Consider the following 23,127-nt stretch of genomic DNA (forward strand, 5'->3'; position numbering starts at 1 on the left):
GGATGATCCACGAGGTGGACGACGTCCTGCGGGCCCTGATCCGGGCCGAGGTGCTGGAGGGCCGTCAGATCGCGGTGGTCTTCGACGCCCCGACCCGGGAGTGGGCGGCCAAGGTCAACGCCCCGATGGTCAACCTCTACCTCTACGACATACGCGAAGACATGCGGCGGCGGGAGCGCGGCCTGCACAACGAGTACGACGAGCGCGGGGCGATCGTGGCCCGGCGCCGCCCGCCGCGCTTCTTCAAGCTGTCGTACCTGATCACGGCGTGGACGAAGCGCCCCGAGGACGAACACCGGCTGCTCTCCTCCCTGCTGGCCTGTCTGCTGCGGTACGAGGCGCTGCCGCCGGAGCGGCTGGCGGGCTCGCTGGCCGAGGTCGGGGCCGCCGTCCCGATGTCGATCGCCCTGCCGCCGCCGGAGGACCGGTCGTTCGCCGATGTGTGGAGCGCGCTCGGGGGCGAACTGAAACCCTCGCTCGACCTGGTGATCAGCGTTCCGGTGACGGCCTCGCCGGTCTACGAGGCGGGCCCGCCGGTGGGCGACGAGGGGCTGCGGGCGCAGTTCGGGGATGTACCCGCGCCGGTTTCCGGGGAGCTGGCGGGGGCCGGTGCGACGGAGGCGCAACCGGGTCGGCCGGGGCTGCCGGTGTACGGGTCGCGTCCCGGGCGGCCGGTCCGGGAGCCTTCCTCCGCGCCCTCGGGCGGGGCGCACGGACGGGCGGTGTCGCTGCGGATCACGGAGCGGCGGGGGTCGCCACCTGAGCAACGTGAGAGACGGGGTACATCACCTGAGCAACGTGAGCGACGGGGTACGTCACCTGAGAGAGGGGACGTATGACAGCCCGGGACGCCGTCGCCCCGGACCTCCGCCATCTGCTCGCCCGGGCGGCGGCCGTGGAACGGCGCATCCGGCACGCGGTGGAGCTGCGGCGGAGCACCGATCCGGACCCGGACGACGACTTCCGGGGCCTGTATCTCACGGATGACAGCATCGTGCGGCTGCTGGACGAGGAGGGGGCGAGGGGGTTCCCGGCGCTGGACGGTTCCTCGGCCGAGGGTTCGTCGGCCGAGGAACCGGCCGGTGAGGGGGCCGCCGATGCGGAGGGGGATTCCCGACTGGCTTCACTCGCGAGGGAGTTCGGGCTCACGTCGATCGACACGGAGATCCTGCTCATCGCGCTCGTACCGGATCTGGACGACCGTTTCGAGGCGTTCTACGGCTATCTGAACGACGACGTGTCCCGTCGCCGCCCGTCCATCGGGCTGGCGCTGGGCCTGTGCGGAGTGGCTCTCTCCGATCCGGCGGCCCGTGCCCGGCTGGCCGCGGGAGCACCGCTCCGGTCCGGCGGGCTGCTCCTGGCGGAGGACCTGAACCGCCCGTTCCTGAGCCGTGCGCTGCGGGTGCCGGACCGGGTGGCCGCGCACCTGCTGGGCGACGACACCCCGGACCCGCGACTGGCGGACCTGCTGGCCCCGTGGCAGGCCGTGCCCGGTGTGGGGGACCCGGCCCCGCTCGCCGGGGTCCTCGCCGACGGCGTACGGCTGGCTTACCTGAGCGAGGACCAGGGCGGGGCCGGCACGGCGCTGGCAGCGTCGGCGCTGACGCGGGCGGGCCTGGGCGTCCTGGGCCTGGACCTGGCCCGCCTGGCGGAGGACCCGTCGCCCGCCGAGGCGGTGAGCGCCCTGGTCCGGGAGGCGCGCCTGACGGGTGCGGGCCTGGTCTGCGCGCCGCTGGACGCGGTGTCCCGGGAGCGCCCGGGGCTGCTCAGGCTCCTCACGGCCACGCCGGTCCCCACGGTCCTGGTGGGCCGGGCGCCCTGGGACGCGTCCTGGTCGGTCGCCCCGCCCTTGCTGCTGCACGCGCCCCGGGTGGAGCCGTCGGCGCGGGGGGCGCTGTGGCGGGACGCGTACCGCCTCCGGGAGGACGCGCCGCTTCCGGCCGCCCTCGCCCCCGACCAGCTGCTGGCCCCGTTCCTCCTCACTCCGGAACAGATCACCGGAGCCGCCCGCTCAGCCGCCCAGGCGGCCCGGCTGGCGGGCGGCGAGCTCACCGCGGACCACGTACGGCGGGGGGCCCGCGCCCAGAACGCGGCGGGCCTGGACCGGCTGGCCCGCCGCATCGAACCCACGGTGACCTGGGACGACCTGGTCCTCCCGCCCGACACCCACACCCAGCTCCGCGAGCTCACGGCCCGCGCCCGGCACCGTGACCGGGTGCTGGGGGAGTGGGGGATGCGGCCGGGCGGGGGCCGGGGCCGGGGGGTGTCGGCGCTGTTCGCGGGCGACTCCGGCACGGGTAAGACGATGTCGGCGGAGGTGATCGCCGCGGACCTGGGGCTGGACCTGTACACGGTCGACCTGGCGACGGTGATCGACAAGTACGTGGGCGAGACGGAGAAGAACCTGGAGCGGATCTTCACGGAGGCGGCGGGCGTGAACGGCGTGCTCCTCTTCGACGAGGCGGACGCGATCTTCGGCAAGCGCTCCGACGTGAAGGACGCGCACGACCGCTACGCCAACGTGGAGAGCGCGTACCTCCTGCAACGCATGGAGTCCTTCGACGGCCTGGCCATCCTCGCCACCAACCTCCGCGCCAACCTGGACGACGCCTTCACCCGCCGCCTGGACCTGGTCATCGACTTCCCGGTCCCGGACCCCGAACAACGCCTCCTCCTCTGGGACCGCTGCCTGGGCCCGACCCTCCCGCGCGGCACGGACCTGGATCTGCCCTTCTGCGCCGAGAACTTCGAGCTGGCGGGGGGCAACATCCGCTCGATCGCGGTGACGTCGGCGTACCTGGCGGCGGAGGCGGGGGGTGCGGTGACGATGGAGACGGTGATCCACGCGATCCAGCGGGAGTACCAGAAGCTGGGTCGGCTGACGCTGGTTTCGGAGTTCGGGCCGTACTTGGGGCTGGTGACCTGAGGGGCGCTCGGGGGCGGGAGCTGGGATCAGACCTTGACGATCCGGACCCTGTCGCCGCAGAGCATGGTCAGGTCCTCGGGATCGGAGGTCAGGATCACGGCCGGCTTCGGAGCGTGGAGCGCGGTGGCCGCGACGACTGAGTCGATGGCGTACTTGTGCCCATGAAGGCCCGCGTCGACGAGCAGGGCCATCGCCGTGCGCCCGATCTCCTCGGTGACCGGTTCCACGTTCAGCCGGGACACGGCCCAGTTGAAGCGGGCTGAGTTCACCCGTGCGTGATGCGCCTCGATGAGGGTGAGGATGCTGGTCACGACCCGCATGTCCTCCTGTTCGGCCCCGCGTACCAGGGCCATGACCCGGCGGTCGTCGGCGATCACCTTCGACAGTCCTTCGCTGTCCAGGACGAGGGTTCCCGGCCGGTTCATCAAGCCGCGCTCCCCATGCCGCCGTCGGCGTCCCCGCGCAGCAGGGCACGGGCGGCGTCGATCTCCGCCTGGCTGAACTCACCGTGCTCCGCCTCGTGTGCGGCGGTCAGCTCGGCGAGGTTGTCGCGCTCGATCTGCCGCTGCACGGCGGCGTCCACGTACGCGGAGAACCCCCGCTTCCCGACGCGCGCGCGGACGGCGGCGATGTTGCCGGAGTGCAGGCTGACGGAGACGTTGGCGGTGGGGCCTTCACCGGGTCCATAGGTGACTTCGTCGCTCATGGGACTGATTCTAACTAGTATTTCTTCTAGTAGAGATAGTGCGTCCGTTTGTCGGTGTCCGGTACCCGGCTTCTTCTGTCGAGGTTTCGCGTAGGGCGTGGCTATGCCCGTGTGTGTTCCTGTTCCGTTCACGGGCCATGGATGGCGTCGATCCTGGGGTGACTGAAGATCTGTTCGGTAGACGACCAGCGATGAAGGTCACCCCGGCGAGGGCCTCGGAGGCCACCGGGCGCTACCGGGCTGTTCAGCCCATACGCTCGGCCAGTCGGACCTCGAGTTCCTCGTGCCGCGGATCCGGCAGGGCCACCTTCAGGAGGTCGAGCCCGGTCCGGATAAGGCCGACGAGAGGGGCGTACTTCGGGTCCGCAAGTCGTATGTCCGCATAAAGAAAATGCCATCCGTGAAAGCCCTTGGTCAGCAGGAGTGCATCTAAGTATGCGGAATAATCCAGGTCGAGTTCGAAGGTCCCGAACGGGAAATAGTGGGCCCACACCCGGGGTGCAATGGTGTTGGACAGCAGCCGGACGGCGGCAAATGATATGGCTCCTCCTTCCGGGTGGTAGTCGATCACTCGCAGCTGCTGGAAGAGTTCACTTTCTGCGTCGTTCTGGGCGCTGCTGGTGTCGGGCGGCGCGGATGCCAGTGCGTCAATCAGTTCGTGCAGGAAGAATTCTCCACCTCCGCTGGTAGAGGCATCGGTTGCGTACCAGTGGATTCCGAGGTCCAAGTAGCGCACGTGTTTTTCTGTGAGGCTGGGGTCTAGGTTGATTCCGCACACTTCCATGAGTTGGGAGAATCCAGCCGAAGAATCTTCGGCTATGTCGCTGATGGCGCCCTTCCTTTCTCCGTCCACACGGATGACGTCGCACTGTTTCAGAGCTTCGATCATATCGAGAAAGCGACTCTCGATCGGTGACGGGCTGGGAGTAGGCATGCCGTTTCCATTCTCCTTGATTTAGATGCTAATGCGTCCTTGGTTTATTGCGTCGATTAGGGTGTCTATCTTATTTGTAACTCCGTCGATTCCGTTTGAGCGTCGGGAGTCGGCGGCTATTAGCCTGAGTCTCAGACTGGTGGTGCTGGTGAAGGTCCCGCCGCTCTTGAGTTCATCGATCACCATCTGAGAGAATGATTCGAATGTTTTCGATCCGAAAATCGCGTTACTGAGACCTTTCCAGCCGCGCTTGCCGATCGAGTCGAGTATCAGCGGGTTTCGCCCGGTGAGGCTTGGTGCCGTCTGAGGGCTCGACGTAAGTTCTTGTTTCTTTGCGGTACTAGGATTCTTCGGTTCCCACGCACCGTCCTTGACCTCGTAGCCAGCCCAGCGCACCGTTATGGTGTCGAGGAAGCCGTCGGGATTTGTGTGCGTGCTTACGTCGACCTCGTACCAGATCATTTCCTCTCGCCCTTCCCTAAGGGCCTCTGCCGCAGGGTCTTCGACCCCGAAGTGGAAGGTTGTGTTCGTCGTGCCACGGGCCACTACCAGATTGGAATCGGTAGCCTTCCCGCCGAGAGGGAAGGGCAGTAGATGCATCTTCACCCAGACTGCATTTTTGGAGGGGTTGAGGCTGTTCAAGCTGACGAAACTCCACCCGCGCAGCGTGGCGCCATTATTTGCGTCTGCGAGCTGACCCGGGTGGATGCTCGCAATATCCTTGGGCAGGTAATGCGCTTTGAACCCGGTAGTTAGCACACCGTTAGAGAATGGCGGCAGCACAGGAGGAGGGAGTGGAGGCTTGGGGCTTCGGACGGCGAGGAGAGCTGCAAGGTCCTTCATGTCCGCGACCAGCAGGTCGTAGTCCCGCTGGCGTCCTGCGCTGGGCGCGCCGTTTCTGCCCAACGCATCCTTTCTTTTTCCTACGTCATCGGACTTCGCTATCGCGGCGGCCAATGCCTCACCCTGTTGCGCCTTGGCTGGGCTTGTCTCGGGCATATTCTTAACTTCTGTGTCCCACGCCCCGAAGAACTCGGTGATCCGTTGTTCGACGCTGTGTACCTTCAACTCCGCCGAAGTGCCACGGCCCGCGAAAAGTACCTTATGCCTCTCTCCGTCGCGAGTGGCAAAAGGCGTGGATGGTAGGGCGATGTCGGTTGCCGGGTTCGAACCCTTTCCCGGCTCTTTGTTTTCGTCCCCATTCCTTCTTTTAGTCTCGTCGTTCTTATCGACCTTTCTTTTCTTGTTCCACAGCGACTTCCCCTTCTTCGCGATGAAGTCGACGATCTTGTCGATGGCTCGCGTGACCGGTCGTGACACCGACTGGAAGACCGACTTGACCTTGTTGGCGAGGCCGCCGATGCCCAGCAGGGCGGCGAGGAAGCCGATCAGGAGGGGGACGCTGGAGGCGAGGGCGGCTTCGATGAGTTTGGGGACGCCGGCCTGGCCGCCGTTGGCGATGGCGATGACCGCGTCCAGGACCGCGTTGACGAAGTCCGCGATCTGCGCGCCCTGCGTCACGATGAACGTGACGATGTCGATGATTCCCTTGACCGCGCGGACGAACGCCGAGGCGGGGTTCAGCAGGGAGATGATCCACGTGATGCCCGCGATGAGGACCGTGGGGATCAGGTAGGTCGTCAGCTTGCCGAGGATGGTGGCCTTGAGGTCGCCCGTCTCGGCCTGGATCTCCTTGACCGCGCCGGCCGGGCCTTCGGCGGCGAGGTTCTTCGCCACCGGGACCGAGGTTTCGACCGCGCTCATCGCCTCGTCGGGGACGCCCTTGCGGGTGACGCGGGTGCGGATGTTGTCCCAGGTCAGGCCGAGCATCGAGCCGATGAGCTGGATGATGCCCTTGAGGTCGAACTTGGCCGGGAGGTCCAGGCCCGCCTTGACCGCTGTGCCCAGCAGCCAGGAGACGACGCCGGTCTTCAGGTGGTCGGCGATGTTCGTGATGAAGAGGTTCAGGCCCGCGCCGACCGCTTTCACCAGGTTGCCCAGGAAGCCGATCGGGTCCTTGATGATCTTCATGATCGCGGAGGCGGCCTTGGCGAGGATGCCCAGGAGCAGGTTCTTCAGCTCGTTGATCGTCTTGATGGCTCCGACGATGGCGTCCTTGGCCTTGTCGATCAGGCCCTTGTTGGCCTCCTGGAGCTTCTTGATCTCCTCGTCGATCTTGTTGAGGGCGGCGGTGTACTTCTGGGCCAGGTCCTGGACCAGCTGTTCCGACTTCTCGTTGACCGTGGCTTCCAGGTCGTCGAACTTGCCCGCGAAGTCCTTCGCCGCCTCCTCGCCGAACTGCTTCAGGTCGGCGGGGAGCTTGTCGACCTCGGCCTTCAGCTCCGTGCGGCCCTTGGCTATGCGGGCCTTCGCCCTGCCGAGTTCGGCGCCGATGATGTCGGCGACCGAGGAGATGACCGTCTGCATGCGGGAGACGTAGAGCTTGCGGGACTCCTGGTAGAGGTCGTTCGCCGCCTTCGGCAGGCCGGCGAACTTGTCCTTGACCCAGCGGATCTTGCCCCGCACGCCCGAGTACCGCTTGTCCTTGTACTTCTTCATCCGGCTCTTGTGGTCGGCCGTGAAAGCGTCCCGCGCTGACTTCTCGCCCGACGTGAACGCCGTGTCCACCTTCTTGTCCAGGCCGGACAGGGTGTCCTCGACGTCCTTCTTCGTGCCGTCGTAGACCTTCTGGAGTTTCGCCGTGACCTCGGCGCGTTTCTTCTCGTCCTTCGACTTCGTGTCGTTCTTGCCGCCGTCGACCTGTTTGCCGGCGGTGGCCCGGGTCGCGGTGAGGCCCGCCATCGCCTGGGCCCCGGAAGCTGCCGCGTTCTCCTTGGCGGTGGAGAGCTGCTGGTCCTCCGCCGCCTTCCCCTTCGCGGGGGCCTTCGCCGCGTCCGCCTCGGAGGTCTTCTTCGCCGACAGCGCCTCGGTGAACTCCGGTTCGTTGCCCTTGGCGAGCTGTTCCTCGGTGACCTCGGCGTCCGCCATCGCCTTGTCGTTCTCGGCCGGCCCCTCGGAGAAGTCCGTGACGGCCGCGGGCTGCTTCTCGGGCACCGCGTCCGTGGCGGACGGTGCGCCCGGATTGCCCGGAGCCTGGTCGGGGGAGAGCGGGGTGACCTCCTTGTCCTTGGCGGCCGAGGTGTCGGGCGGGGCCTTGGTGGCGGTGTCGATGTCCTTGGCGGAGGTCTCCTTGCCGTCGGTGACCTTGCCGTCGACCTCTGCCTTGACCTGGTCCGCCTTGCCGGACTTGGCGAACTTGTCGGCCTCGTCGAGGTTCTTGGGGGCCTGGGAGTCGATCGCCTTGTTCACCGCGTCGATGAACGCCCTCTTGTCGAACTCCCCGGGCTTCGCCGCGTTCATCTTCTCGGCGTTCGCCGTCTTGCCCTGGGCCTCCTTGTCGTCCGGCGGGGCCACCGCCGCGTCCTGCGAGGCCTTCGACTCCGCTGCCGCCGGGGCGTGCGCGGCGAGCCGGGTCCTCTTCCCCGCCACGTCGGCCTTCACACCGCGGAAGCGGGCCGACTGCGCCGGGGACGGTTTCACCGGCGCCGTGTACCGCTGGGCGACCAGCCGCGACACCGCCCCGTTCCCCGCCATGCGTTGCAGCCGTTGGATGGAGCGGCGGTCGGGGAACGGGGCCGTGGTCGCCCGCTCCGTATGCGGCGCTTCTGTGCGCGGCGCTTCCGAGCGGGAGAGTTCGAGGGCCGTCCCGTGATCCGGGGCGTGCACGGCGTCGAGGTGCGGGGCGTGCACGGCGTCGTGACGCGGTGGCGTGGCGGAAGGCTTCTCCGGAACCGCCTTCATCCGCCGCCCCTCCCGCCTCTCCCGCTCCCGCCGGCCAGGAGGCCGCCCGGATGTGGTGCATGCGTGGTGGCTGCCACCGTGCCGGGGAAGCCGGGGACGTACGCAGCGCGCGCGGACCGCGTGCGGGGCACGGCGGGGCGGCATCCGCGGCGCGGTCGCGTTGCCTCATCGGGCAGCCCTCGATGCGCGGCGGGGCGGCCGACCGTCCGTTCCCGGTGATCGCCCCCGTGACGAGAATGGCCCGCGTCACCCGGTCGAGCCGTGCGTTCAAGCCGTGCGTTCAAGCAGTGCCTTCAAGCAGTGCGTTCAGGAGTGTGTCGAGGAGAGGCCCTTATGCCGTCGTACCTGTCCCCCGGCGTCTACGTCGAAGAGGTCGAGTCCGGGTCCCGGCCGATCGAAGGGGTGGGCACCTCGGTCGCCGCCTTCGTCGGCTTCGCCCAGAAGGGCCCGTTCGACGAGGCGACGCTGATCACCAACTGGAGCCAGTTCGTCGCCACGTTCGGCGACTTCGTCGACGGCACCTACCTCGCCTCCTCCGTCTACGGCTTCTTCGCCAACGGTGGCGGGGTCTGTTACGTCGTCCGCGTCGACGACGGCACGACGGCGGCTCACATCGGGGCCGACGGGGCCGAGGCGGGCGACACCGGGGAAGCCGGTGAGACCGGCGAGCTGCCCGTCGGCGCCGAGGTCCCGGTCGGGCCCTACGCCGTACGGCCCCGGCCCGGCGTGAGCGGCGAGATCAGTGTGGAGGTCGCCCCGGTCGAGAGCGACGATCCGCCCGCCGACGTCTTCCGGTTCCTCGTGAAGCGCGACGGACAGGTTGTGGAGACATACCCCTCCGTCACCACCAAGCGCAGCAAGGACAACGTCGCCACCCGCGTCAACGCCAAGTCCGAGCTGATCGAGGTACGGGAGTCCGGGCGCGGCGCCGCCCCCGCCCCGCCCGCGCCGCAGACGGTGGTCCTCGCCCCGGCCGCCCCCGCCGCCGGCAGCTCCGGTGCGATGGCCCCCGAGGTGTACGTCGGCGACGCCGACCGCCGTACGGGGCTCGGCGGCCTCGAAGCGGTCGACGAGGTCACCATGATCGCCGTGCCCGACCTGATGAGCGCGTACGAACGCGGGCTGCTCGACCTGGAGTCGGTCATCGCCGTCCAGCAGGGGCTGATCACCCACTGCGAGCTGATGGGCGACCGGGTGGCCATCCTCGACCCGCCGCCCGGGCTCACCCCGCAGCAGATCCGCGGCTGGCGCACCGGGCAGGCCAACTTCGACTCCAAGTACGCCACGCTCTACTACCCCTGGATCAGCGTCGCCGACCCCGCGTCCGGCCGCGCCACCCTCGTACCGCCCAGCGGGCACATCGCCGGGGTCTGGGCGCGCAACGACGATACGCGGGGCGTGCACAAGGCCCCGGCGAACGAGGTCGTCCGGGGAGCCGTCGCGCTGGCGACCCAGCTCACCAAGGGCGAGCACGACCTCCTCAACCCGATCGGGCTGAACTGCATCCGCGCCTTCCCCGGCCGGGGCATCCGGGTGTGGGGCGCACGGACTCTGGCGTCCGACCCCGCCTGGCGGTACCTGAACGTCCGGCGGCTCTTCAACTACCTGGAGGAGTCGATCCTCGCCGGTACGCAGTGGGTCGTCTTCGAGCCGAACGACGACGCCCTGTGGGCCCGTGTCCGGCGCACCGTCTCGGCGTTCCTCGTCAACGAGTGGCGCAAGGGATCGCTGTTCGGGCTGACCCCCGAGGAGGCGTTCTACGTGAAGTGCGACCGCGAGACGAACCCGCCGGAGAGCATCGACGCGGGTCAGGTCATCTGCGAGATCGGGGTCGCCCCCGTCAAACCGGCCGAGTTCGTGGTGTTCCGGCTCTCCCAGCTGACCGGCGGCAGCGGCGGTGTCGACGAATGACCGGCCGCCGCCCCCGTTGGTCGCTGACAGCCCGTTCCTGAGTCCGGCGTAAGGAGTCTGCTGTGCCACTTCCCGATCTCGACAGTTCCGTCGGGCATTCCTTCGGCCTCGAATTCGACAGCGTCATCATCAAGCAGATCACCGAGGTCAGCGGTCTGAAGATGGAACAGGACGTCATCGAGCTGAAGCAGAACACCTTCGACGGCAAGTACGCCATCAAGAAGCTGCCCGGTCGCCCCAAGGCGGGTGAGGTCACCGTGACGCGCGGGCTCACCGAGGACAACAGCTTCGAGCGGTGGATCAAGGACTCGCGGTTCGGCCGCATGACGAACGCCCGCCGCAACGGGGCCGTCATCGTCTACGACTACGAAGGCCTGCCGATCAAGCGCTACAAGCTCATCAACGCCTGGCCGAAGTCCCTGGAGATCGGCACCCTGAAGGCCGGCGACACCTCGGTGCTGACCGAGAAACTGGCGATCACCTACGAGGCCATGGAACTCGACTGATGCGCCGCTCGGTCCAGTACCGGAGCCCGGATCAGGTCGAGGCCGCGGCCGGGGACCGGGGCGGCTCCGGAGGCCGGCAGGAGACGCTGCGTACGGAGTTCGGGTTCGAGCTGCCCCGTGGTTACGTCGACGATTCGGGCGCGGTCCACCGCACCGGTGTGATGCGCCTGGCCACCGCACGCGACGAACTCGTCCCCCTGCGGGACGACCGGGTCAGGGAGAACTCCGCCTATCTGTCGGTGGTCCTCATCTCGCGGGTCGTGACGCGCATCGGCACGGTCGAGGACATCCACCCTGGTGTCATCGAGGATCTGTTCGCCTCCGACCTGGCCTTCCTCCAGGACTTCTACCGCCGGATCAACGCCGAGGGTCACACCCGCGCCGCCGTCACCTGCCCGTCCTGCGACGAGGAGTTCGCGGTGAATCTCGCCGGTGGCCGCCTGGGGGAATCGTGACGTACGCGGCCGACCTGCTCTACGAGGAGGTCGCGTACCTCGCCTACCACTTCCACTGGCCACTGGACGATCTGCTGGACCTGGAACATCCGGAACGCCTGAAGTTCGTCGCGCAGGTCGCCCGCCTCAACGGGCACTAGCCGCCGGCCGGGCGCGACACACCGTGCAGGGGAGGACGAGGAGCTCATGGGGTTGATGTCCTGGCTGCGGGGCGGCCGCGGCGGTGCTGACCGCTCCGGCGATGCGCCCGCCCTCGTCCCTGCGCCCGCGCCCGCGTCCGTGCCCGTGCCCGTGGCCGATCGTGGCGAACGGGTCGACGTGAACCGGCTGGAGCCGATCCAGCGTGTGGTGTCCGGGCAGCAACTGACCGTGGGACCCGCGGAGTTCGAGTCTTCGCTCGCCACCCGTCAGGACACCGCGCTCGGCACCCCGCTCGGGCACCTGGTGAGCCCTGACGCTCCGGCCGGGCTGGTGCGCGGGGTCGGTGTAGCGGAGTCCACCCCGTCGCCGTCGCCGTCGTCCGTCGCGGCTCAGCGGTCCGTGGACATGCCGATGCGGGAGGCGGTGACCCGCTTCGGGCGGGTGGGCGGGCCCGAGGCCGTGCCGGGGATGGTGCCCGCGCCCGTACCCGCGCTCGTACCCGTACCCGTACAGCGTCTGTACGGCGGTGAGCACTCGGCCATGACGTCCTCCTCCGGGGCGGAGAGCGGTCCCGGGGGCGGGGAGGAGTTGCCCGTACAACGTCTGGTGGGTGAGCGGCCCGTCGTGGCGGAGCCCACTCCTCCGGCTCCGTCGCCCGACCCGACGCCCGCCCCGGCCTCCGGCAGCGTCGGCGTTCAGCGGGCCGTGACGCCTCCGGGGGCGGACCGGCCCCGGCGGGCACCCGGGCTCGGTGCGCCCCTGCCCGGTCTGCCGCCGACCGCCCAGCGGCGGGCCGCCTCCAGCCCGGAAGCCCCCGGGGGGCAGGTTCCGCCTGGTGCCCCGGCTGTGCCAGGCCCGTCCGATGCCGTGTCGCCGGGAGGGGCGGACCAGCCCGTCGCTCCCTTGCTCGGTGACGATCCGCTGGTGGGGGAGTCGTCCCTGAGCCGTTCCGGTGATCTTGGAGTGGAGGCGCCCGCTTCTGCGAGTGATGTGAGTGATGTGAGCGGTACGGGCGATGAGGGCTTCGTGGGTGGTGCGGGTGGTGCGGGTGGGGCCAGGGGGATCGGAGGTACCGGGGTTTCCGTGGATATCGGGGGTAGCGGGGGCACCGGAAGTTCCGTTCAGCGGTCGCAGGTCGGTCCGCCTGCCGTTTCCGGTCCGTCGTCCGCGTCTCCCGCCCCGCTCGCCCCGGCGGACAGCGGCCCCGTCGCCCCCCTCCTGGGCGATCGGCCCCTGGTCCCGCGGAACATCGACGTACAGCGTGCCGCGGAGTCGCGTTCCGGGCCCGGCGGGGAGGCCGCGCCGGATCCGGGCGGGTCCGCCTCGCCCTCCGAGGGCGTACCGGTCCGGTGGACCGGGGCGGAGGACGGGGGGCCGCTGGCCGGGCCCGGTGTCTCCGTGGGGCCCGCGCCCCCGCTGTCCGGCCCCGCCGGATCGTCCTCCGCGGACTCCGTGCCCCCCGTGGCCTCCGCGTCCCTTCAGCGGCGGGCAGCCGGAGGGCCTCCCGTGCCGGCTTCGGTGGCGCGTTCCCTGCCGGGCTCCGCCAGTGGGCGTCGGCTGCCTTCGGCCGGTGCCGTGGCGGTGGCGGCCGGGGTGGCGCAGCGGATGGCCGACGGCAGCGTCGTCTTCGGGGGTGCGCCGTTCTCCGGCACCTCTCGGCCGGTCGTCCAGCGGGACTCCGAGGTGGCCGAGGCCGTCGAGGAACCGCCGCCGCCCGAGCCCGACCCCGTAACGGAACCGGAGCTCGGCCCCGTCCCCGGGGCGGAGACGGGGGGCGGAGCCGAGGGCGCCCCGAAGGACGGCAAGGAGGCTCCCGCCGTCACGGACGAGCTGGTCCGGGCCCTGTACGCCCCGCTCAGCCGACTCCTGAAGAACGATCTCCGGCTGGACCGCGAACGCGCCGGTCATCTCATCAACACCCGTCACTGACCACCGGGTTGAAGCCCGCAATGAGCCCGGCCGATCGGCTGCTCGACCGAACTGAGAGGTACGTGTCATGGCCACCGCCCAGGACAGCGACCCCGCCGTCAGCGTCTGCTTCGTCGTGACCATCGACGACATCGAGCTCGGGTCGTTCAACACGTGCGAGGGCCTCGGCTGCGAAGTGGTCCTCGAAACCCGGGAGGAGGGCGGCAACAACGGGCATCTGTGGCAGCTGCCGACCCGGCTGAAGTACAGCAACGTGAAGCTGTCCCGGCCGCTCACCCGGGAGACGGAGAAGGTGGCGCGCTGGTTCGCCACGATGACCACCGGGTTCAGCCGGAAGACCGCGCACATCGAGGCGCGGACCGGGGACGGGCAGAAGGTCGCCCAGTGGGGGCTGCTGGAGGTCGTGCCGGTGCGGTGGACCGGGCCCTCGTTCACGCCCGAGTCGCCCAAGGTCGCGATGGAGACCATCGAGATCGCGCACCACGGTTACGTGATGGAGGGCTGAGGGCGATGAGCGGTGCGGGTCCCATCGCGTTCAGTGCGGCCGGTACGTCGGGGGTGGCCTCGGCGGCGAAGGGCGGCTCGGCGCGGCCCAAGCTGGAGCACGCCTACCTGGAGCTGCGGACCCCGCCGACCGGGGGCGGGCTGACGCCCGGCGGGCCGTGCGGGCGGATCGACTTCCAGTTCAACCCCAAGGAGTTGAGCCTGACCAAGGCGGCTTCCTGGAAGCGGAGTCCGGCGAAGGGGGCGAAGAGCTCGGGCCCGCCGGAGTACCAGGGCTCGCAGCCCAGCAAGCTCACCGTCGAGATGTTCTTCGACGCCAGCGACACCCAGGACACCCGGGTCGTCACCTCGGTGGAGCAGCTCTTCGCGTGCTGTGTGCCGACGGACGAGACCCGGCAGCAGCAGCGGTCGTCCCCGCCGTGGGTCGTCTTCCACTGGGGCGGGCTGACGGGATTTCCCGGTTACGTGAGTCAAGTCGCGGCCAAATACACGCTGTTCACGACGTCGGGGGTGCCGATCCGGGCGGTCTGCCAGGTCACCATGGAGGAGATCAGCGGCGAGACGCCCGGCCAGAACCCGACCTCGGGCGCGCTGGCCGCCCGGCGCGTCCACCGCGTCGGCTCGGGCGACTCGCTGCCCTCGCTCGCCCACCGGGAGTACGGGGACCCCGGTGCCTGGCGGGTGATCGCCGAGGCGAACGGGATCGACGACCCGATGCGGCTCGCGCCCGGCACCCAGCTCCTGCTGCCCGCCCTGGACGAGCTGGCCCGGCTCAGGGACTCCTCGGGCCGGGACGTCGCCGGGGCCGGGCGCGGCAGGGGGCGGGGTTGATGGCGCAGCAGGGGGTTTCCACGGCGCTGACGGTGGAGTTCGGCGGTACGCCGCTGCCCGCGAAGTTCGTGAACACGCTGGTCGAGGGCTATGTCGACGACAGCCGTACGCTCCCCGACCTGTTCCTGCTGCGGTTCCGGGACCCCGACCGGGTGCTGCTGGAGCAGGCCGGGCTGAAGATCGGCACCGAGGCCCGACTGCTGGCCCGCGCGGGCGGCGGCACCGAGCCGAAGCCGCTGCTGGAGGGAGTCGTCACCGCGCTGGAGGTGGAGCTCGACGAGTCCGGCACGTTCACCGTCGTCCGGGGGCTCGACGAGTCGCACCGGCTGTTCCGGGGCCGCCGGGTGGCCAGCTACCAGAACATGACCCTCGCCGACATCTGCGGCCAGGTCGCCCAGCGTGCCGGGCTGAAGCCGGGCCCGGTCGACATCGCCGGGCCCGTACTGGAACACATCGCCCAACCCAACATCACCGACTGGGAGTTCGTGCGCGGCCTCGCGGAGGAGGCGGGCGCGCAGGCGTACGTACGGGACGGGCAGCTGCACATCACGAAGCCGGCGGAGGCGGGCGCCGCCCCCGACGCCTCGGCGCGCGCCGACCGCGACCCGCTCGTCCTGGAGCTGGGCAGCAATCTGCTGCGCTGCCGGGCCGGGGTTTCGGCCGCCGAGCAGGTCTCCGAGGTGGAGGTGCGCGGCTGGGACGTCCGGGCCAAGCAGCCGCTGGTGGGCCGGGCCCCGGCGGGCGCGTCCGCGACGCTGGAGCTGGGGGTGACGGCGGCGGAGGTGTCGGCCCCGTTCGGCGAGGCCCGGTTCGTGGTGACCGACGCGGCGTACGGGACGCAGGCCCAGGTCGACCAGGCGGCGAAGGCGCTGGCGGAGCGGATCGCCGGGTCGTTCGCGGAGCTGGAGGCGGTGATCCGGGGGAATCCGGAGGTGCGGGCGGGCAGTGCGGTGGCGCTGAACGCGGTGGGCGCGCCGTTCGAGGGCCGGTACACGGTGACGACCTCGCGCCATGTCTTCGACGCCGTACGCGGGTACGAGACCTGGATCACCGTGTCGGGGCAGCAGGAGCGGTCGCTCTTCGGGCTTACGGGCGGCTCCCCGGCGGCGGCGGGCAGTTCGCGGTGCGCGGGGCTGGTCAGCGGGACGGTGACGGACACGCAGGATCCGGAGGGGTCCGGGCGGGTCAAGGTGCGGTTCCCGTGGCTCTCCGACGAGTACGCGAGCGACTGGGCGCGCACGGCGCAGTCCGGCGGTACGGGGGGCGGCGAGGCGTTCATCCCGGAGGTGGGTGACGAGGTGCTGGTCGGCTTCGAGCACGGGCATCTGGACCGGCCGTACGTCCTGGCGGGGCTGTACAACGGGCAGGACCGGCCGGGGGGTGGAGGCGGGGGAGGGAGCCCAGCCGCCGGTGCGCCCGGTGCGCCTGGTGCATCAAGTGCTTCCGGCGCCCCTGGTGCGACCGGTGCTTCTGGCGGCGCAGGAGGCGCAGGAGGCGCGGGAGGCGGGGACGAACTCGTCGATCCCACCACCGGCGCGGTGAACCGCCGCGCCTTCGCGTCGAAGAGCGGAAACCAGCTGGAACTGCTGGACGCGGCGAACGGACCGCAGGGCGTCCGGCTCCGCACCGGTGACGGCAAGCTCACCATCGACCTCGACCGCAAGGGCACCGCCATCGTCATCGGCAGCGACGGCAGCGTGACCATCGAGGCCAAGGAGCAGGTCTCCATCCGGGCGGCCGACGGCGTCGCCCTGGACGCCGGCCGAGGTGCGCTCGAACTGACAGGTGAGAGCGTCACGTTGACCGCGCGGAAGGGCGTTTCCGTGGACGGCGGCACCGGAAAGGTCGGTCTCGCGGCGCAGGGCCCGGTGGAGGTGCGGGGCGGTGAGGTCACGGTCGACGGAAGCCGCGGCACGGAGATCAGGAGCGGGGGCTCGGTGAAGATCAACGCGCCCATGGTGAAGCTCAATTGACGACCAGTCATTCATCACGTGCGGGAGGAGTGCACAGCATGTCCGACGCAACAGCCGCTCCGGCGGCCCGGGTCGGCGACCCTACGGGCCATCCCGGCACGGTCGGGCCGCCAGGAGTCCTGTCGGTGCTCATCGGCGGGAAGCCCGCCGCCACCGTCGGGACCGCCCATCTGTGTTCCTCGCCCGCCGCCCATCCGCCGACGGTCCTCGCACCGCCCGGCAGCTCGACGGTGTTCATCGGCGGGCAGCCGGCCGCCCGTGTCGGGGACCTGGCGGGCTGCGGCTCCCCGGTGCTCTCCGGCTGCCCGACCGTACTGATCGGCGGGTGAGCCGGACCATGGGACAGCAGTTCATCGGCGCGGGCTGGGCGTTCCCGCCGCGCACGGACGCCACCGGTTCCATCGCCCTGGTGCGGGGCGAGCACGAGCTGGAGGAGTCGATCCGGCTGATCCTGGCGACCTCGCCGGGGGAGCGGCCCATGCGGCCGGAGTTCGGCTGCGCGGTCAACGACTACGTGTTCGCCCCGGCGGACGCGGGGACCGCCGGGCAGCTCGCGTACGAGGTGCGGCTCGCGCTGGAGCGGTGGGAGCCCCGGATCGAGGTGACCGAGGTCGTCGTCCGGTTCGACGAGGCGGACAACGGCGTCCTCTACATCGACATCGGCTACACCGTGCGCGGCGCGAACGACCCCCGCAACCTCGTCTTCCCGTTCTACGTGATCCCGCAGCACGCCGAGTCCGCCGAGGCATCGGCCGACGCCGAGGAGGCGGGCGCATGACCCTGCCCGGCCCGCACGAAGGCCCGCACGAAGGCACACACGGAGCCCCGCGGGAAGGCGCACACGAAGGCCCGCACGAAGGCTCGTACGAAGAGGAGGCGAGGGCGTGACCCTGCCCAGCCCGCACCTGGACGACCGCACCTTCCAGGGCCTGGTCGACGAGGCGAAGCGCCTGGTGCAGCAGCGCTGCCCGGAGTGGACCGACCACAACGTCTCCGACCCCGGGGTGACGCTGATCGAGGCGTTCGCGACCATGGTCGACCAGCTCGTCTACCGGGTGAACCGGGTCCCGGAGAAGAGCTATCTGACCTTCCTCGACCTGATCGGGGTGCAGCTCCACCCGCCGACCGCCGCCCACACCGAGGTGACGTTCCGGCTCTCCGCCCCCCGCCCCGAACCGGTGCTGGTGCGCATGGGCACGGAGGTCGCCACCGTCCGTACGGAGACGGAGGAGGCGGTCGTCTTCACCACCTCCGAGCCGCTCTCCATCGTCCCGTGCGCCTTCGCCCACCTGGCCACCTGGCCCTCGCCCGGGGAGGCCGTCGACCGGACCGAGGAGCTGACGCTCGGCCGGGACGTGCCCGTCTTCGGGGCCACGCCCGCCCCCGGCGACTGCCTGTACGTCGGGCTCTCGGCCGCCGTTCCCGCAGGCGTACTGGCGCTCCGGCTGGACTGCACGGTGGACGGCGTCGGCGTCGACCCGGCCCGGCCGCCGATCCTCTGGGAGGCCTGGGACGGAGCCAGTTGGGTGGTCTGCGAGGTGGAGAAGGACGACACCGGCGGCTTCAACCGGTCCGGTGAGCTGATCCTCCACCTCCCGCGCACCCATGTCCCGGCGGCCGTCGTCCGGCGCACCGGGGGCTGGCTGCGCTGCCGGCTGATCGAGGCGGATCCGGGCCAGCCGACGTACATGGCCCCGCCCGTCGTGCGCGGCGTCACCGCCTTCACCATCGGCGCGACCGTCGCCGCCGAGCACGCCGAGACCGTCACCGACGAGGTGCTGGGCCAGGCGGAGGGCGTCCCCGGGCAGGTGTTCCGGCTGGCCAGGCCGCCGGTGGTGCCGGGGGAGTTCGTGGTCGAGGTGACCGACCCGGCGGCGCCCGACGCCGTCGTCGGGCCGGACGTCACCCGCTGGAGCCGGGTCGACGACTTCGCGCACTCCGGCCCCGAGGACCGGCACATCACGCTCGACCCGAGCGCGGGACGCGTCGAGTTCGGCCCCGCCGTACGCGAACGGGACGGCTCCGTACGCCATTACGGCCGGGTCCCGGTCAAGGGCGCCACCGTCCGGGTCCGCTCCTACCGCAGGGGCGGCGGGCTGCGCGGCAACGTCGCCCGCTCCACGCTCCGCGTCCTGCGCAGCGCCATCCCGTACGTCGCCCGGGTCGAGAACCGCCGCCCGGCGCTCGGGGGCGTGGACGGCGAGAGCGTCGACAGCGCCCGGGTGCGCGGGCCCATGACCCTGCGCACCCTGCACCGGGCGGTCGTCCCGCACGACTACGAACTCCTCGCCCGGGAGATCGCCCCGGACGCGGCCCGGGTCCACTGCATCCGGGCCGGCACGCAGGACGGCGCGGAGGCCGCCGACGCGGGCGGGGTGCGGCTGCTCGTCGTCCCCGCCGGGAGCGGCGACGAGCAGGGCCGGATCGGGTTCGACGAGCTGATCCCGCCCGCGAACACGCTCGCCCTGATCGCCGGACACCTGGACGCCCGGCGGCCGATCGGGGCCCGGCTGGTCGTCGAGCCGCCGTTCTACCAGGGCGTCACCGTCGTCGCCCTGGTCCAGGCGGAGCGCGGGGCGGTCGTGGAGAAGGTCCGGATGAGCGCGCTGGCCGCGCTGTACGGGTACTTCAACCCGCTCACCGGCGGGCCGGCCGGGGACGGCTGGCCGTTCGGCAGGCCCGTCCAGTCCGGGGAGGCGTTCGCCGTGCTCCAGCGGGTGCCGGGGGTCGACCTGGTGGAGGACGTCCGGCTGTACCGGGCCGACCCGGTCACCGGCGAACGCACCGACGCCACGGCCAAGATCGCGCTGGACCCGCACGCGCTGGTCTTCAGTTACGAGCACCAGCTCCGGGTGAGGGGGGCCTGATCCGATGCGTGGTGGAATCCCGGGTCTTTCGACCCCGCACCCCCTGATCGACCGGCTCCCCGCCGTCTACCTGGAACAGGACTTCCTCCAGCGCTTCCTGGCGGCCCTGGACGACGTCCTCGCTCCCGTCCTCCTCTCCCTCGACAACCTGCCCGCGCACCTGGACCCGCGCAGCGCCCCCGACGACTTCCTCGACTGGCTGGCCCAGTGGGTGGCCGCCGACCTCCACGAGGGCAGCCCGCCGGAGCTGCGCCGGGCGGCGGTGCGCGGCGCGGTCGCCCGGCACGCCCGGCGCGGCACGGTGGGCGGCCTGGCGGAGGCGCTCCGGCTGGAGACCGGTACGGAACCGGAGATCGTCGAGAGCGGCGGCACCGCCTGGTCGACCGGGCCCGGCACTCCGCTGCCGGGCCAGGGCCGGCCCTGGGTGACCATCCGCATCCGGACGACCGGGGACGGCGGGGACGGCGGGGGAGGCGGGGGAGGCGGCGACGGGGGCCGGTCCGGGCCCGGCGTGCGGCCGCCGGATCGGGTGCGGCTGGAGGAGCTGATCGGCGCGGAGGTCCCGGCGCACGTCGGATTCACCCTGGAGCTGCTGTGATCTGCGACGAGTGCGGACATCGGAACCCGCCGGGCCGGGAGTTCTGCGTGGCCTGCGAGGCGTTCCTGGGGTGGGAGGGGGAGGGCTCGCCTGCGCGGAACGAGGCCGCCGCGCCGACCACGCCGACCACGCCGACCGAGCCTCATGCGACGACCGGGCCCGCTGCTTCCTCCGGGCCTCCCGCTCCCGGCCCGCCCGTGCCCGCTCCTGGCCCGCCCATGCCCGCTTCCGGCCCGCCCGTGCCCGGTCCCGGAGCACGGCCCGGGCCCGTTCCCGTAACGCAGCCTGTTCACGGGGCACGGCCCGCCGCCGGGTCCCCTCCCGGGACGCAGCCCGCACCAGGGGCACCGCCCGCCTCCCCCTTCGTGACGCCGCCCGCGCCCGCACCCATGGCGTCGCCCGCGCCCATGCCCGTAACGGCCCCGCTGCCCCCGGCGTCCGCGACGCCCTCCGGACCCCCGCCGCCACCGGAGGCAGCGGCCCCCCGGCGTCCGGGCGAAGCCCCGCCCGGTCCAGCTCCCGGCCCCGACGCGTGGCCGGACACCGGGTCGGGGCCCGCCACCGAGCCGCCCCGCCACCCGGAACCCGTCGGCACGCCGGTCCTCTGCCCCAACTGCCGTACGGAGAACGCCCCGGGCCGCACGCTGTGCGTCCGCTGCGCCCTGCTCCTGGACCCCGGGCCCGCCCCCGAGGGCCGGCTGTCGTGGTGGCGGCGGCTGCTGCGCCGCCGGCCCCGACAGGCGCGCGCGGCGGGGTCGCGTCCCCGGCGCGGGTGGCGGCGGCCGAGGGTCGGGCTGCCCATCGTGCTGATCCTGCTGGCGGTGGGCGTCTGGTTCGCGCTGCCGCATCTCTCGGGCCTGTTCGGCTTCGCCAAACAGGAGACCGGAACCCCGGAGTCCGTGCCGCCCGCTGTCTGCCGGGGCTCCAGTGAGGCGGTCGGGCACCCGGCGGCGGCGGCGTTCGACGGGTTCAACAACCGTTACTGGGCACCGGAGAAGACCGGCGAAGGGGTCGGGGAGCACTTGGAGTGCGACTTCGCCCAGCCGGTGCGGATGATGAAGATCGTGGTGTTCTCCGGGACGTCGGCGCGCCAGAACGAGTTCCTGACGCAGGGCCGCCCGGCGCGGCTCACGGTGGAGCTGACGTCGAAGGACGGGGAGAGGACCGACCGGACGATCCGGCTGCGCGACCAGGCGGGCCAGCAGATCTTCGACGTACGGGGTTCGGACACGGTCAAGGCCCGGCTCACGGTCGAGTCTGCGTACGGCTCGGGGAAGGACCGGCGGACGGCGGTCGCGGAGATCGAGTTCTTCGGAAGGCGTGAGTGAACGGTCGGACCGATGCGGCTTGTTACGGTCCCAGCCGGTCCGCACGCATGCGCAGGTAGCGGGCCTCGGGTTCGCTGAGCGTGCCGTCGGCGGCGGCGCGGTAGGCGGCGCGGGCGGCGGCCGGCTCCCCGGCCCGCTCCAGGAGATGCCCGCGTACGGCGTCGAGGCGGTAGTGCGGCTCCACCGTCCCCGTCAGGGCGTCGACCGCCGCCAGCCCCGCCCGGGGCCCGTGCACCATGGCCACGGCGACCGCCCGGCCCAACGCGGCGGCGGGGTCGGGGGTGCGCCGCACGAGGAGTTCGTAGAGGGCGAGGATCTGCGGCCAGTCGGTGTCCTCCGCGTGCTCCGCCTCGTCGTGGAGGGCGGCGACGGCGGCCTGGAGCTGGTAGACCCCGGCCGGGCCCTGGGCGAGCGACTCCTCGGCCAGCGCGGTGCCTTCCGCGACGGCCGTACGGTCCCAGAGCGCCCGGTCCTGTTCGTCGAGCGGGATCAGCTCGCCGTCGGGCCCGGTGCGCGCCGGGGTGCGCGCCTCGGTGAGGACCATCAGCGCCAGCAGCCCGGTCACGCGCCCCTCGTGGGGCAGCAGCCGGCGGACGGCGCGGGTCAGCCGGAGCGCCTCGCGCGCCAGGTCCGTGCGGTGGAGGTCCGGGCCTGCGGTCGCGGTGTAGCCCTCGTTGAAGATCAGGTAGAGGACCTGGAGCACGGCGCCGAGCCGCTGGTCGAGGTCCTGGGCGTCCGGCCGCCGGAACCGCGTACCGCGCAGCGTCCGCTTGGCCCGGCTGATCCGCTGCGCCATCGTCGCCTCCGGCACGAGATGGGCGCGGGCGATCTCCGCCGTGGTGAGACCGCCGACCGCGCGGAGGGTGAGCGCGATCTGGGCGGCGGGGGAGAGCGCGGGGTGGCAGCAGAGGAAGAGCAGGGTGAGCGTGTCGTCCTCGGAGGGGGCCCGGCCCGTGCCGGAGGGGCCTTCCCCGGGCGGCTGCGCGACGAACGCGTCCGCCGGGGTGAGGGCCGCCGCCGTCTCCTCCCGCCTGCGACGGGCCTCGTCGCTGCGGAGCCGGTCGGTGAGGCGGCGGGAGGCGACCCGGATCAGCCAGCCGCGCGGATTGTCGGGGACCCCGTCCCGCGGCCACTGCTCGGCGGCCGCGATCAGGGATTCCTGGACGGAGTCCTCGGCGGGTCGAAGTGCCCGTACCGGCGCACGAGCGCGCCGAGGACCTGCGGCGCGTGGCGGCGCAGCAGGTCCTCGATGATGACGTCGGCCGTACGATCCATCCGCGTCCCCGGGTGTCGCGTCAGTCGTCGATCCCGCCGTCGACGGGCCGGATGAGCACCGGGTAGTCGGGCGCCCCGGCGGGCTGCGGACAGCGTGCCACGCGGGTCGCGATCTCGGTCACCCTCTCCAGGCTCTCGCAGTCGAGCACCCAGAACCCGGCGAGCAGCTCCTTCGTCTCGCTGTACGGCCCGTCCGAGACCACCGGACGGCCTTCGGAGTCGAGGCTGACGGCCCGGCCCGAGGCGGGCTCCCGCAGCCCGTAGCCGGTGACCAGTTCGCCCGACTCGGCGAGGTCGTCGTTGATGCTGCCCATGTAGGCGAACATCTCCTGCATGGCCTCCTTGTCCCAGGCCGGGCTGTCCGCGTTCCCCTTGCCGGTCTGCGCGTCGTAGTCCGCCTGGCTGCCCTGGACCATCACCAGATACTTCATGACCGTCGCCT

General features: G+C 71.4%; 21 protein-coding genes and 1 pseudogene. 15 read left to right on the top strand and 7 right to left on the bottom strand.

What is annotated here, in order from left to right; genetic code table 11:
- The first annotated feature begins 2 nt into the window (after positions 1-2).
- The gene (locus tag ACIRJT_RS16340; protein ID WP_403909429.1) at positions 3-839 is read left to right on the top strand and encodes a DUF4255 domain-containing protein; all 837 of its coding nucleotides are present in this window, start codon (positions 3-5) and stop codon (positions 837-839) included.
- Positions 836-2,926: an AAA family ATPase gene (locus ACIRJT_RS16345; protein WP_403909432.1), complete on the top strand. Its 2,091-nt coding sequence runs from the start codon at positions 836-838 to the stop codon at positions 2,924-2,926. Before ACIRJT_RS16340 ends, ACIRJT_RS16345 begins: the two co-directional genes overlap by 4 nt.
- Positions 2,927-2,952: 26 nt before the next feature.
- Here the strand turns inward: ACIRJT_RS16345 and ACIRJT_RS16350 are convergent, their stop codons facing one another.
- From ACIRJT_RS16350 to ACIRJT_RS16365, 4 genes are all read right to left on the bottom strand, one after another.
- The gene (locus ACIRJT_RS16350; RefSeq protein ID WP_403909435.1) at positions 2,953-3,351 is read right to left on the bottom strand and encodes a DNA-binding protein; all 399 of its coding nucleotides are present in this window, start codon (positions 3,349-3,351) and stop codon (positions 2,953-2,955) included.
- Positions 3,351-3,632: a hypothetical protein gene (locus tag ACIRJT_RS16355; protein WP_403909438.1), complete on the bottom strand. Its 282-nt coding sequence runs from the start codon at positions 3,630-3,632 to the stop codon at positions 3,351-3,353. Before ACIRJT_RS16355 ends, ACIRJT_RS16350 begins: the two co-directional genes overlap by 1 nt.
- Positions 3,633-3,876: 244 nt before the next feature.
- Entirely contained in the window at positions 3,877-4,566 is a 690-nt protein-coding gene (locus ACIRJT_RS16360) for a hypothetical protein (protein WP_403909441.1), read from the bottom strand.
- 21 nt (positions 4,567-4,587) lie between these two features.
- A complete protein-coding gene (locus ACIRJT_RS16365) occupies positions 4,588-7,980 on the bottom strand; it encodes a hypothetical protein (protein ID WP_403909444.1) in 3,393 nt (1,130 codons plus the stop codon).
- Between the two features lie 720 nt (positions 7,981-8,700).
- Between ACIRJT_RS16365 and ACIRJT_RS16370 the strand changes: the two genes are divergently transcribed.
- The 4 genes from ACIRJT_RS16370 (at position 8,701) to ACIRJT_RS16385 (ending at position 11,379) form a co-directional block, all read left to right on the top strand.
- Complete coding sequence (locus ACIRJT_RS16370) at positions 8,701-10,278, top strand: phage tail sheath family protein (RefSeq protein ID WP_403909447.1); 1,578 nt, start codon at positions 8,701-8,703, stop codon at positions 10,276-10,278.
- 62 nt (positions 10,279-10,340) lie between these two features.
- A complete protein-coding gene (locus ACIRJT_RS16375) occupies positions 10,341-10,784 on the top strand; it encodes a phage tail protein (RefSeq protein ID WP_018960795.1) in 444 nt (147 codons plus the stop codon).
- Positions 10,784-11,239: a hypothetical protein gene (locus ACIRJT_RS16380; protein ID WP_403909451.1), complete on the top strand. Its 456-nt coding sequence runs from the start codon at positions 10,784-10,786 to the stop codon at positions 11,237-11,239. Before ACIRJT_RS16375 ends, ACIRJT_RS16380 begins: the two co-directional genes overlap by 1 nt.
- Positions 11,236-11,379, top strand: coding sequence for a DUF6760 family protein (locus ACIRJT_RS16385; RefSeq protein ID WP_007457431.1), 144 nt, complete (start codon positions 11,236-11,238; stop codon positions 11,377-11,379). Before ACIRJT_RS16380 ends, ACIRJT_RS16385 begins: the two co-directional genes overlap by 4 nt.
- 390 nt (positions 11,380-11,769) lie before the next feature.
- Here the strand turns inward: ACIRJT_RS16385 and ACIRJT_RS16390 are convergent, their stop codons facing one another.
- On the bottom strand, positions 11,770-11,922 hold the full coding sequence (locus tag ACIRJT_RS16390) for a hypothetical protein (RefSeq protein WP_403909454.1): 153 nt from the start codon (positions 11,920-11,922) through the stop codon (positions 11,770-11,772).
- A gap of 964 nt (positions 11,923-12,886) precedes the next feature.
- On the opposite strand from ACIRJT_RS16390, the gene ACIRJT_RS16395 reads away from it, so the two are divergent.
- The 9 genes from ACIRJT_RS16395 (at position 12,887) to ACIRJT_RS16435 (ending at position 21,410) form a co-directional block, all read left to right on the top strand.
- Positions 12,887-13,309, top strand: coding sequence for a hypothetical protein (locus ACIRJT_RS16395; protein ID WP_403909457.1), 423 nt, complete (start codon positions 12,887-12,889; stop codon positions 13,307-13,309).
- 67 nt (positions 13,310-13,376) lie between these two features.
- Positions 13,377-13,814 (top strand): phage tail protein, encoded by a 438-nt coding sequence (locus ACIRJT_RS16400; protein WP_018488496.1) that lies wholly within the window; start codon positions 13,377-13,379, stop codon positions 13,812-13,814.
- A gap of 5 nt (positions 13,815-13,819) precedes the next feature.
- Positions 13,820-14,644, top strand: coding sequence for a LysM peptidoglycan-binding domain-containing protein (locus tag ACIRJT_RS16405; RefSeq protein ID WP_403909460.1), 825 nt, complete (start codon positions 13,820-13,822; stop codon positions 14,642-14,644).
- Complete coding sequence (locus ACIRJT_RS16410; protein ID WP_403909462.1) at positions 14,644-16,617, top strand: VgrG-related protein; 1,974 nt, start codon at positions 14,644-14,646, stop codon at positions 16,615-16,617. The genes ACIRJT_RS16405 and ACIRJT_RS16410 overlap by 1 nt, the downstream gene beginning before the upstream one ends.
- Positions 16,618-16,655: 38 nt before the next feature.
- On the top strand, positions 16,656-16,946 hold the full coding sequence (locus tag ACIRJT_RS16415) for a PAAR domain-containing protein (protein ID WP_215111400.1): 291 nt from the start codon (positions 16,656-16,658) through the stop codon (positions 16,944-16,946).
- Positions 16,947-16,954: 8 nt separating this feature from the next.
- The gene (locus ACIRJT_RS16420) at positions 16,955-17,395 is read left to right on the top strand and encodes a GPW/gp25 family protein (RefSeq protein ID WP_403909465.1); all 441 of its coding nucleotides are present in this window, start codon (positions 16,955-16,957) and stop codon (positions 17,393-17,395) included.
- Positions 17,396-17,501: 106 nt separating this feature from the next.
- Positions 17,502-19,484, top strand: a complete 1,983-nt coding sequence (locus ACIRJT_RS16425) for a putative baseplate assembly protein (RefSeq protein WP_403909468.1) — start codon at positions 17,502-17,504, stop codon at positions 19,482-19,484.
- A gap of 4 nt (positions 19,485-19,488) precedes the next feature.
- Positions 19,489-20,082 (top strand): phage tail protein, encoded by a 594-nt coding sequence (locus ACIRJT_RS16430; RefSeq protein ID WP_403909471.1) that lies wholly within the window; start codon positions 19,489-19,491, stop codon positions 20,080-20,082.
- A 407-nt stretch (positions 20,083-20,489) separates the two neighbouring features.
- Positions 20,490-21,410, top strand: coding sequence for an NADase-type glycan-binding domain-containing protein (locus tag ACIRJT_RS16435; protein ID WP_403909474.1), 921 nt, complete (start codon positions 20,490-20,492; stop codon positions 21,408-21,410).
- Positions 21,411-21,432: 22 nt separating this feature from the next.
- Here the strand turns inward: ACIRJT_RS16435 and ACIRJT_RS16440 are convergent.
- Together ACIRJT_RS16440 and ACIRJT_RS16445 are read right to left on the bottom strand one after the other, a co-directional pair.
- A pseudogene (locus tag ACIRJT_RS16440) lies at positions 21,433-22,685 on the bottom strand (RNA polymerase sigma factor).
- A 20-nt stretch (positions 22,686-22,705) separates the two neighbouring features.
- Positions 22,706-23,116 carry a YciI family protein gene (locus tag ACIRJT_RS16445; RefSeq protein ID WP_215108640.1) on the bottom strand — a complete coding sequence of 137 codons (411 nt, stop codon included), beginning with the start codon at positions 23,114-23,116 and terminating at the stop codon, positions 22,706-22,708.
- Between the last annotated feature and the right edge of the window lie 11 nt (positions 23,117-23,127).

The organism is Streptomyces sp. NPDC102283 (genome assembly GCF_044766265.1).
In the GTDB taxonomy this organism is placed as follows: domain Bacteria; phylum Actinomycetota; class Actinomycetes; order Streptomycetales; family Streptomycetaceae; genus Streptomyces.

Bases quoted from the DNA above. Each gene is read 5' to 3' on its own strand.
- ACIRJT_RS16340 (WP_403909429.1), top strand. From the start codon at position 3: ATGATCCACGAGGTGGACGACGTCCTGCGGGCCCTGATCCGGGCCGAG.
- ACIRJT_RS16345 (WP_403909432.1), top strand. From the start codon at position 836: ATGACAGCCCGGGACGCCGTCGCCCCGGACCTCCGCCATCTGCTCGCC.
- ACIRJT_RS16350 (WP_403909435.1), bottom strand. From the start codon at position 3,351: ATGAACCGGCCGGGAACCCTCGTCCTGGACAGCGAAGGACTGTCGAAG.
- ACIRJT_RS16355 (WP_403909438.1), bottom strand. From the start codon at position 3,632: ATGAGCGACGAAGTCACCTATGGACCCGGTGAAGGCCCCACCGCCAAC.
- ACIRJT_RS16360 (WP_403909441.1), bottom strand. From the start codon at position 4,566: ATGCCTACTCCCAGCCCGTCACCGATCGAGAGTCGCTTTCTCGATATG.
- ACIRJT_RS16370 (WP_403909447.1), top strand. From the start codon at position 8,701: ATGCCGTCGTACCTGTCCCCCGGCGTCTACGTCGAAGAGGTCGAGTCC.
- ACIRJT_RS16380 (WP_403909451.1), top strand. From the start codon at position 10,784: ATGCGCCGCTCGGTCCAGTACCGGAGCCCGGATCAGGTCGAGGCCGCG.
- ACIRJT_RS16390 (WP_403909454.1), bottom strand. From the start codon at position 11,922: ATGGCCGAGTGCTCACCGCCGTACAGACGCTGTACGGGTACGGGTACG.
- ACIRJT_RS16400 (WP_018488496.1), top strand. From the start codon at position 13,377: ATGGCCACCGCCCAGGACAGCGACCCCGCCGTCAGCGTCTGCTTCGTC.
- ACIRJT_RS16405 (WP_403909460.1), top strand. From the start codon at position 13,820: ATGAGCGGTGCGGGTCCCATCGCGTTCAGTGCGGCCGGTACGTCGGGG.
- ACIRJT_RS16410 (WP_403909462.1), top strand. From the start codon at position 14,644: ATGGCGCAGCAGGGGGTTTCCACGGCGCTGACGGTGGAGTTCGGCGGT.
- ACIRJT_RS16415 (WP_215111400.1), top strand. From the start codon at position 16,656: ATGTCCGACGCAACAGCCGCTCCGGCGGCCCGGGTCGGCGACCCTACG.
- ACIRJT_RS16420 (WP_403909465.1), top strand. From the start codon at position 16,955: ATGGGACAGCAGTTCATCGGCGCGGGCTGGGCGTTCCCGCCGCGCACG.
- ACIRJT_RS16430 (WP_403909471.1), top strand. From the start codon at position 19,489: ATGCGTGGTGGAATCCCGGGTCTTTCGACCCCGCACCCCCTGATCGAC.
- ACIRJT_RS16435 (WP_403909474.1), top strand. From the start codon at position 20,490: ATGCCCGTAACGGCCCCGCTGCCCCCGGCGTCCGCGACGCCCTCCGGA.
- ACIRJT_RS16445 (WP_215108640.1), bottom strand. From the start codon at position 23,116: ATGAAGTATCTGGTGATGGTCCAGGGCAGCCAGGCGGACTACGACGCG.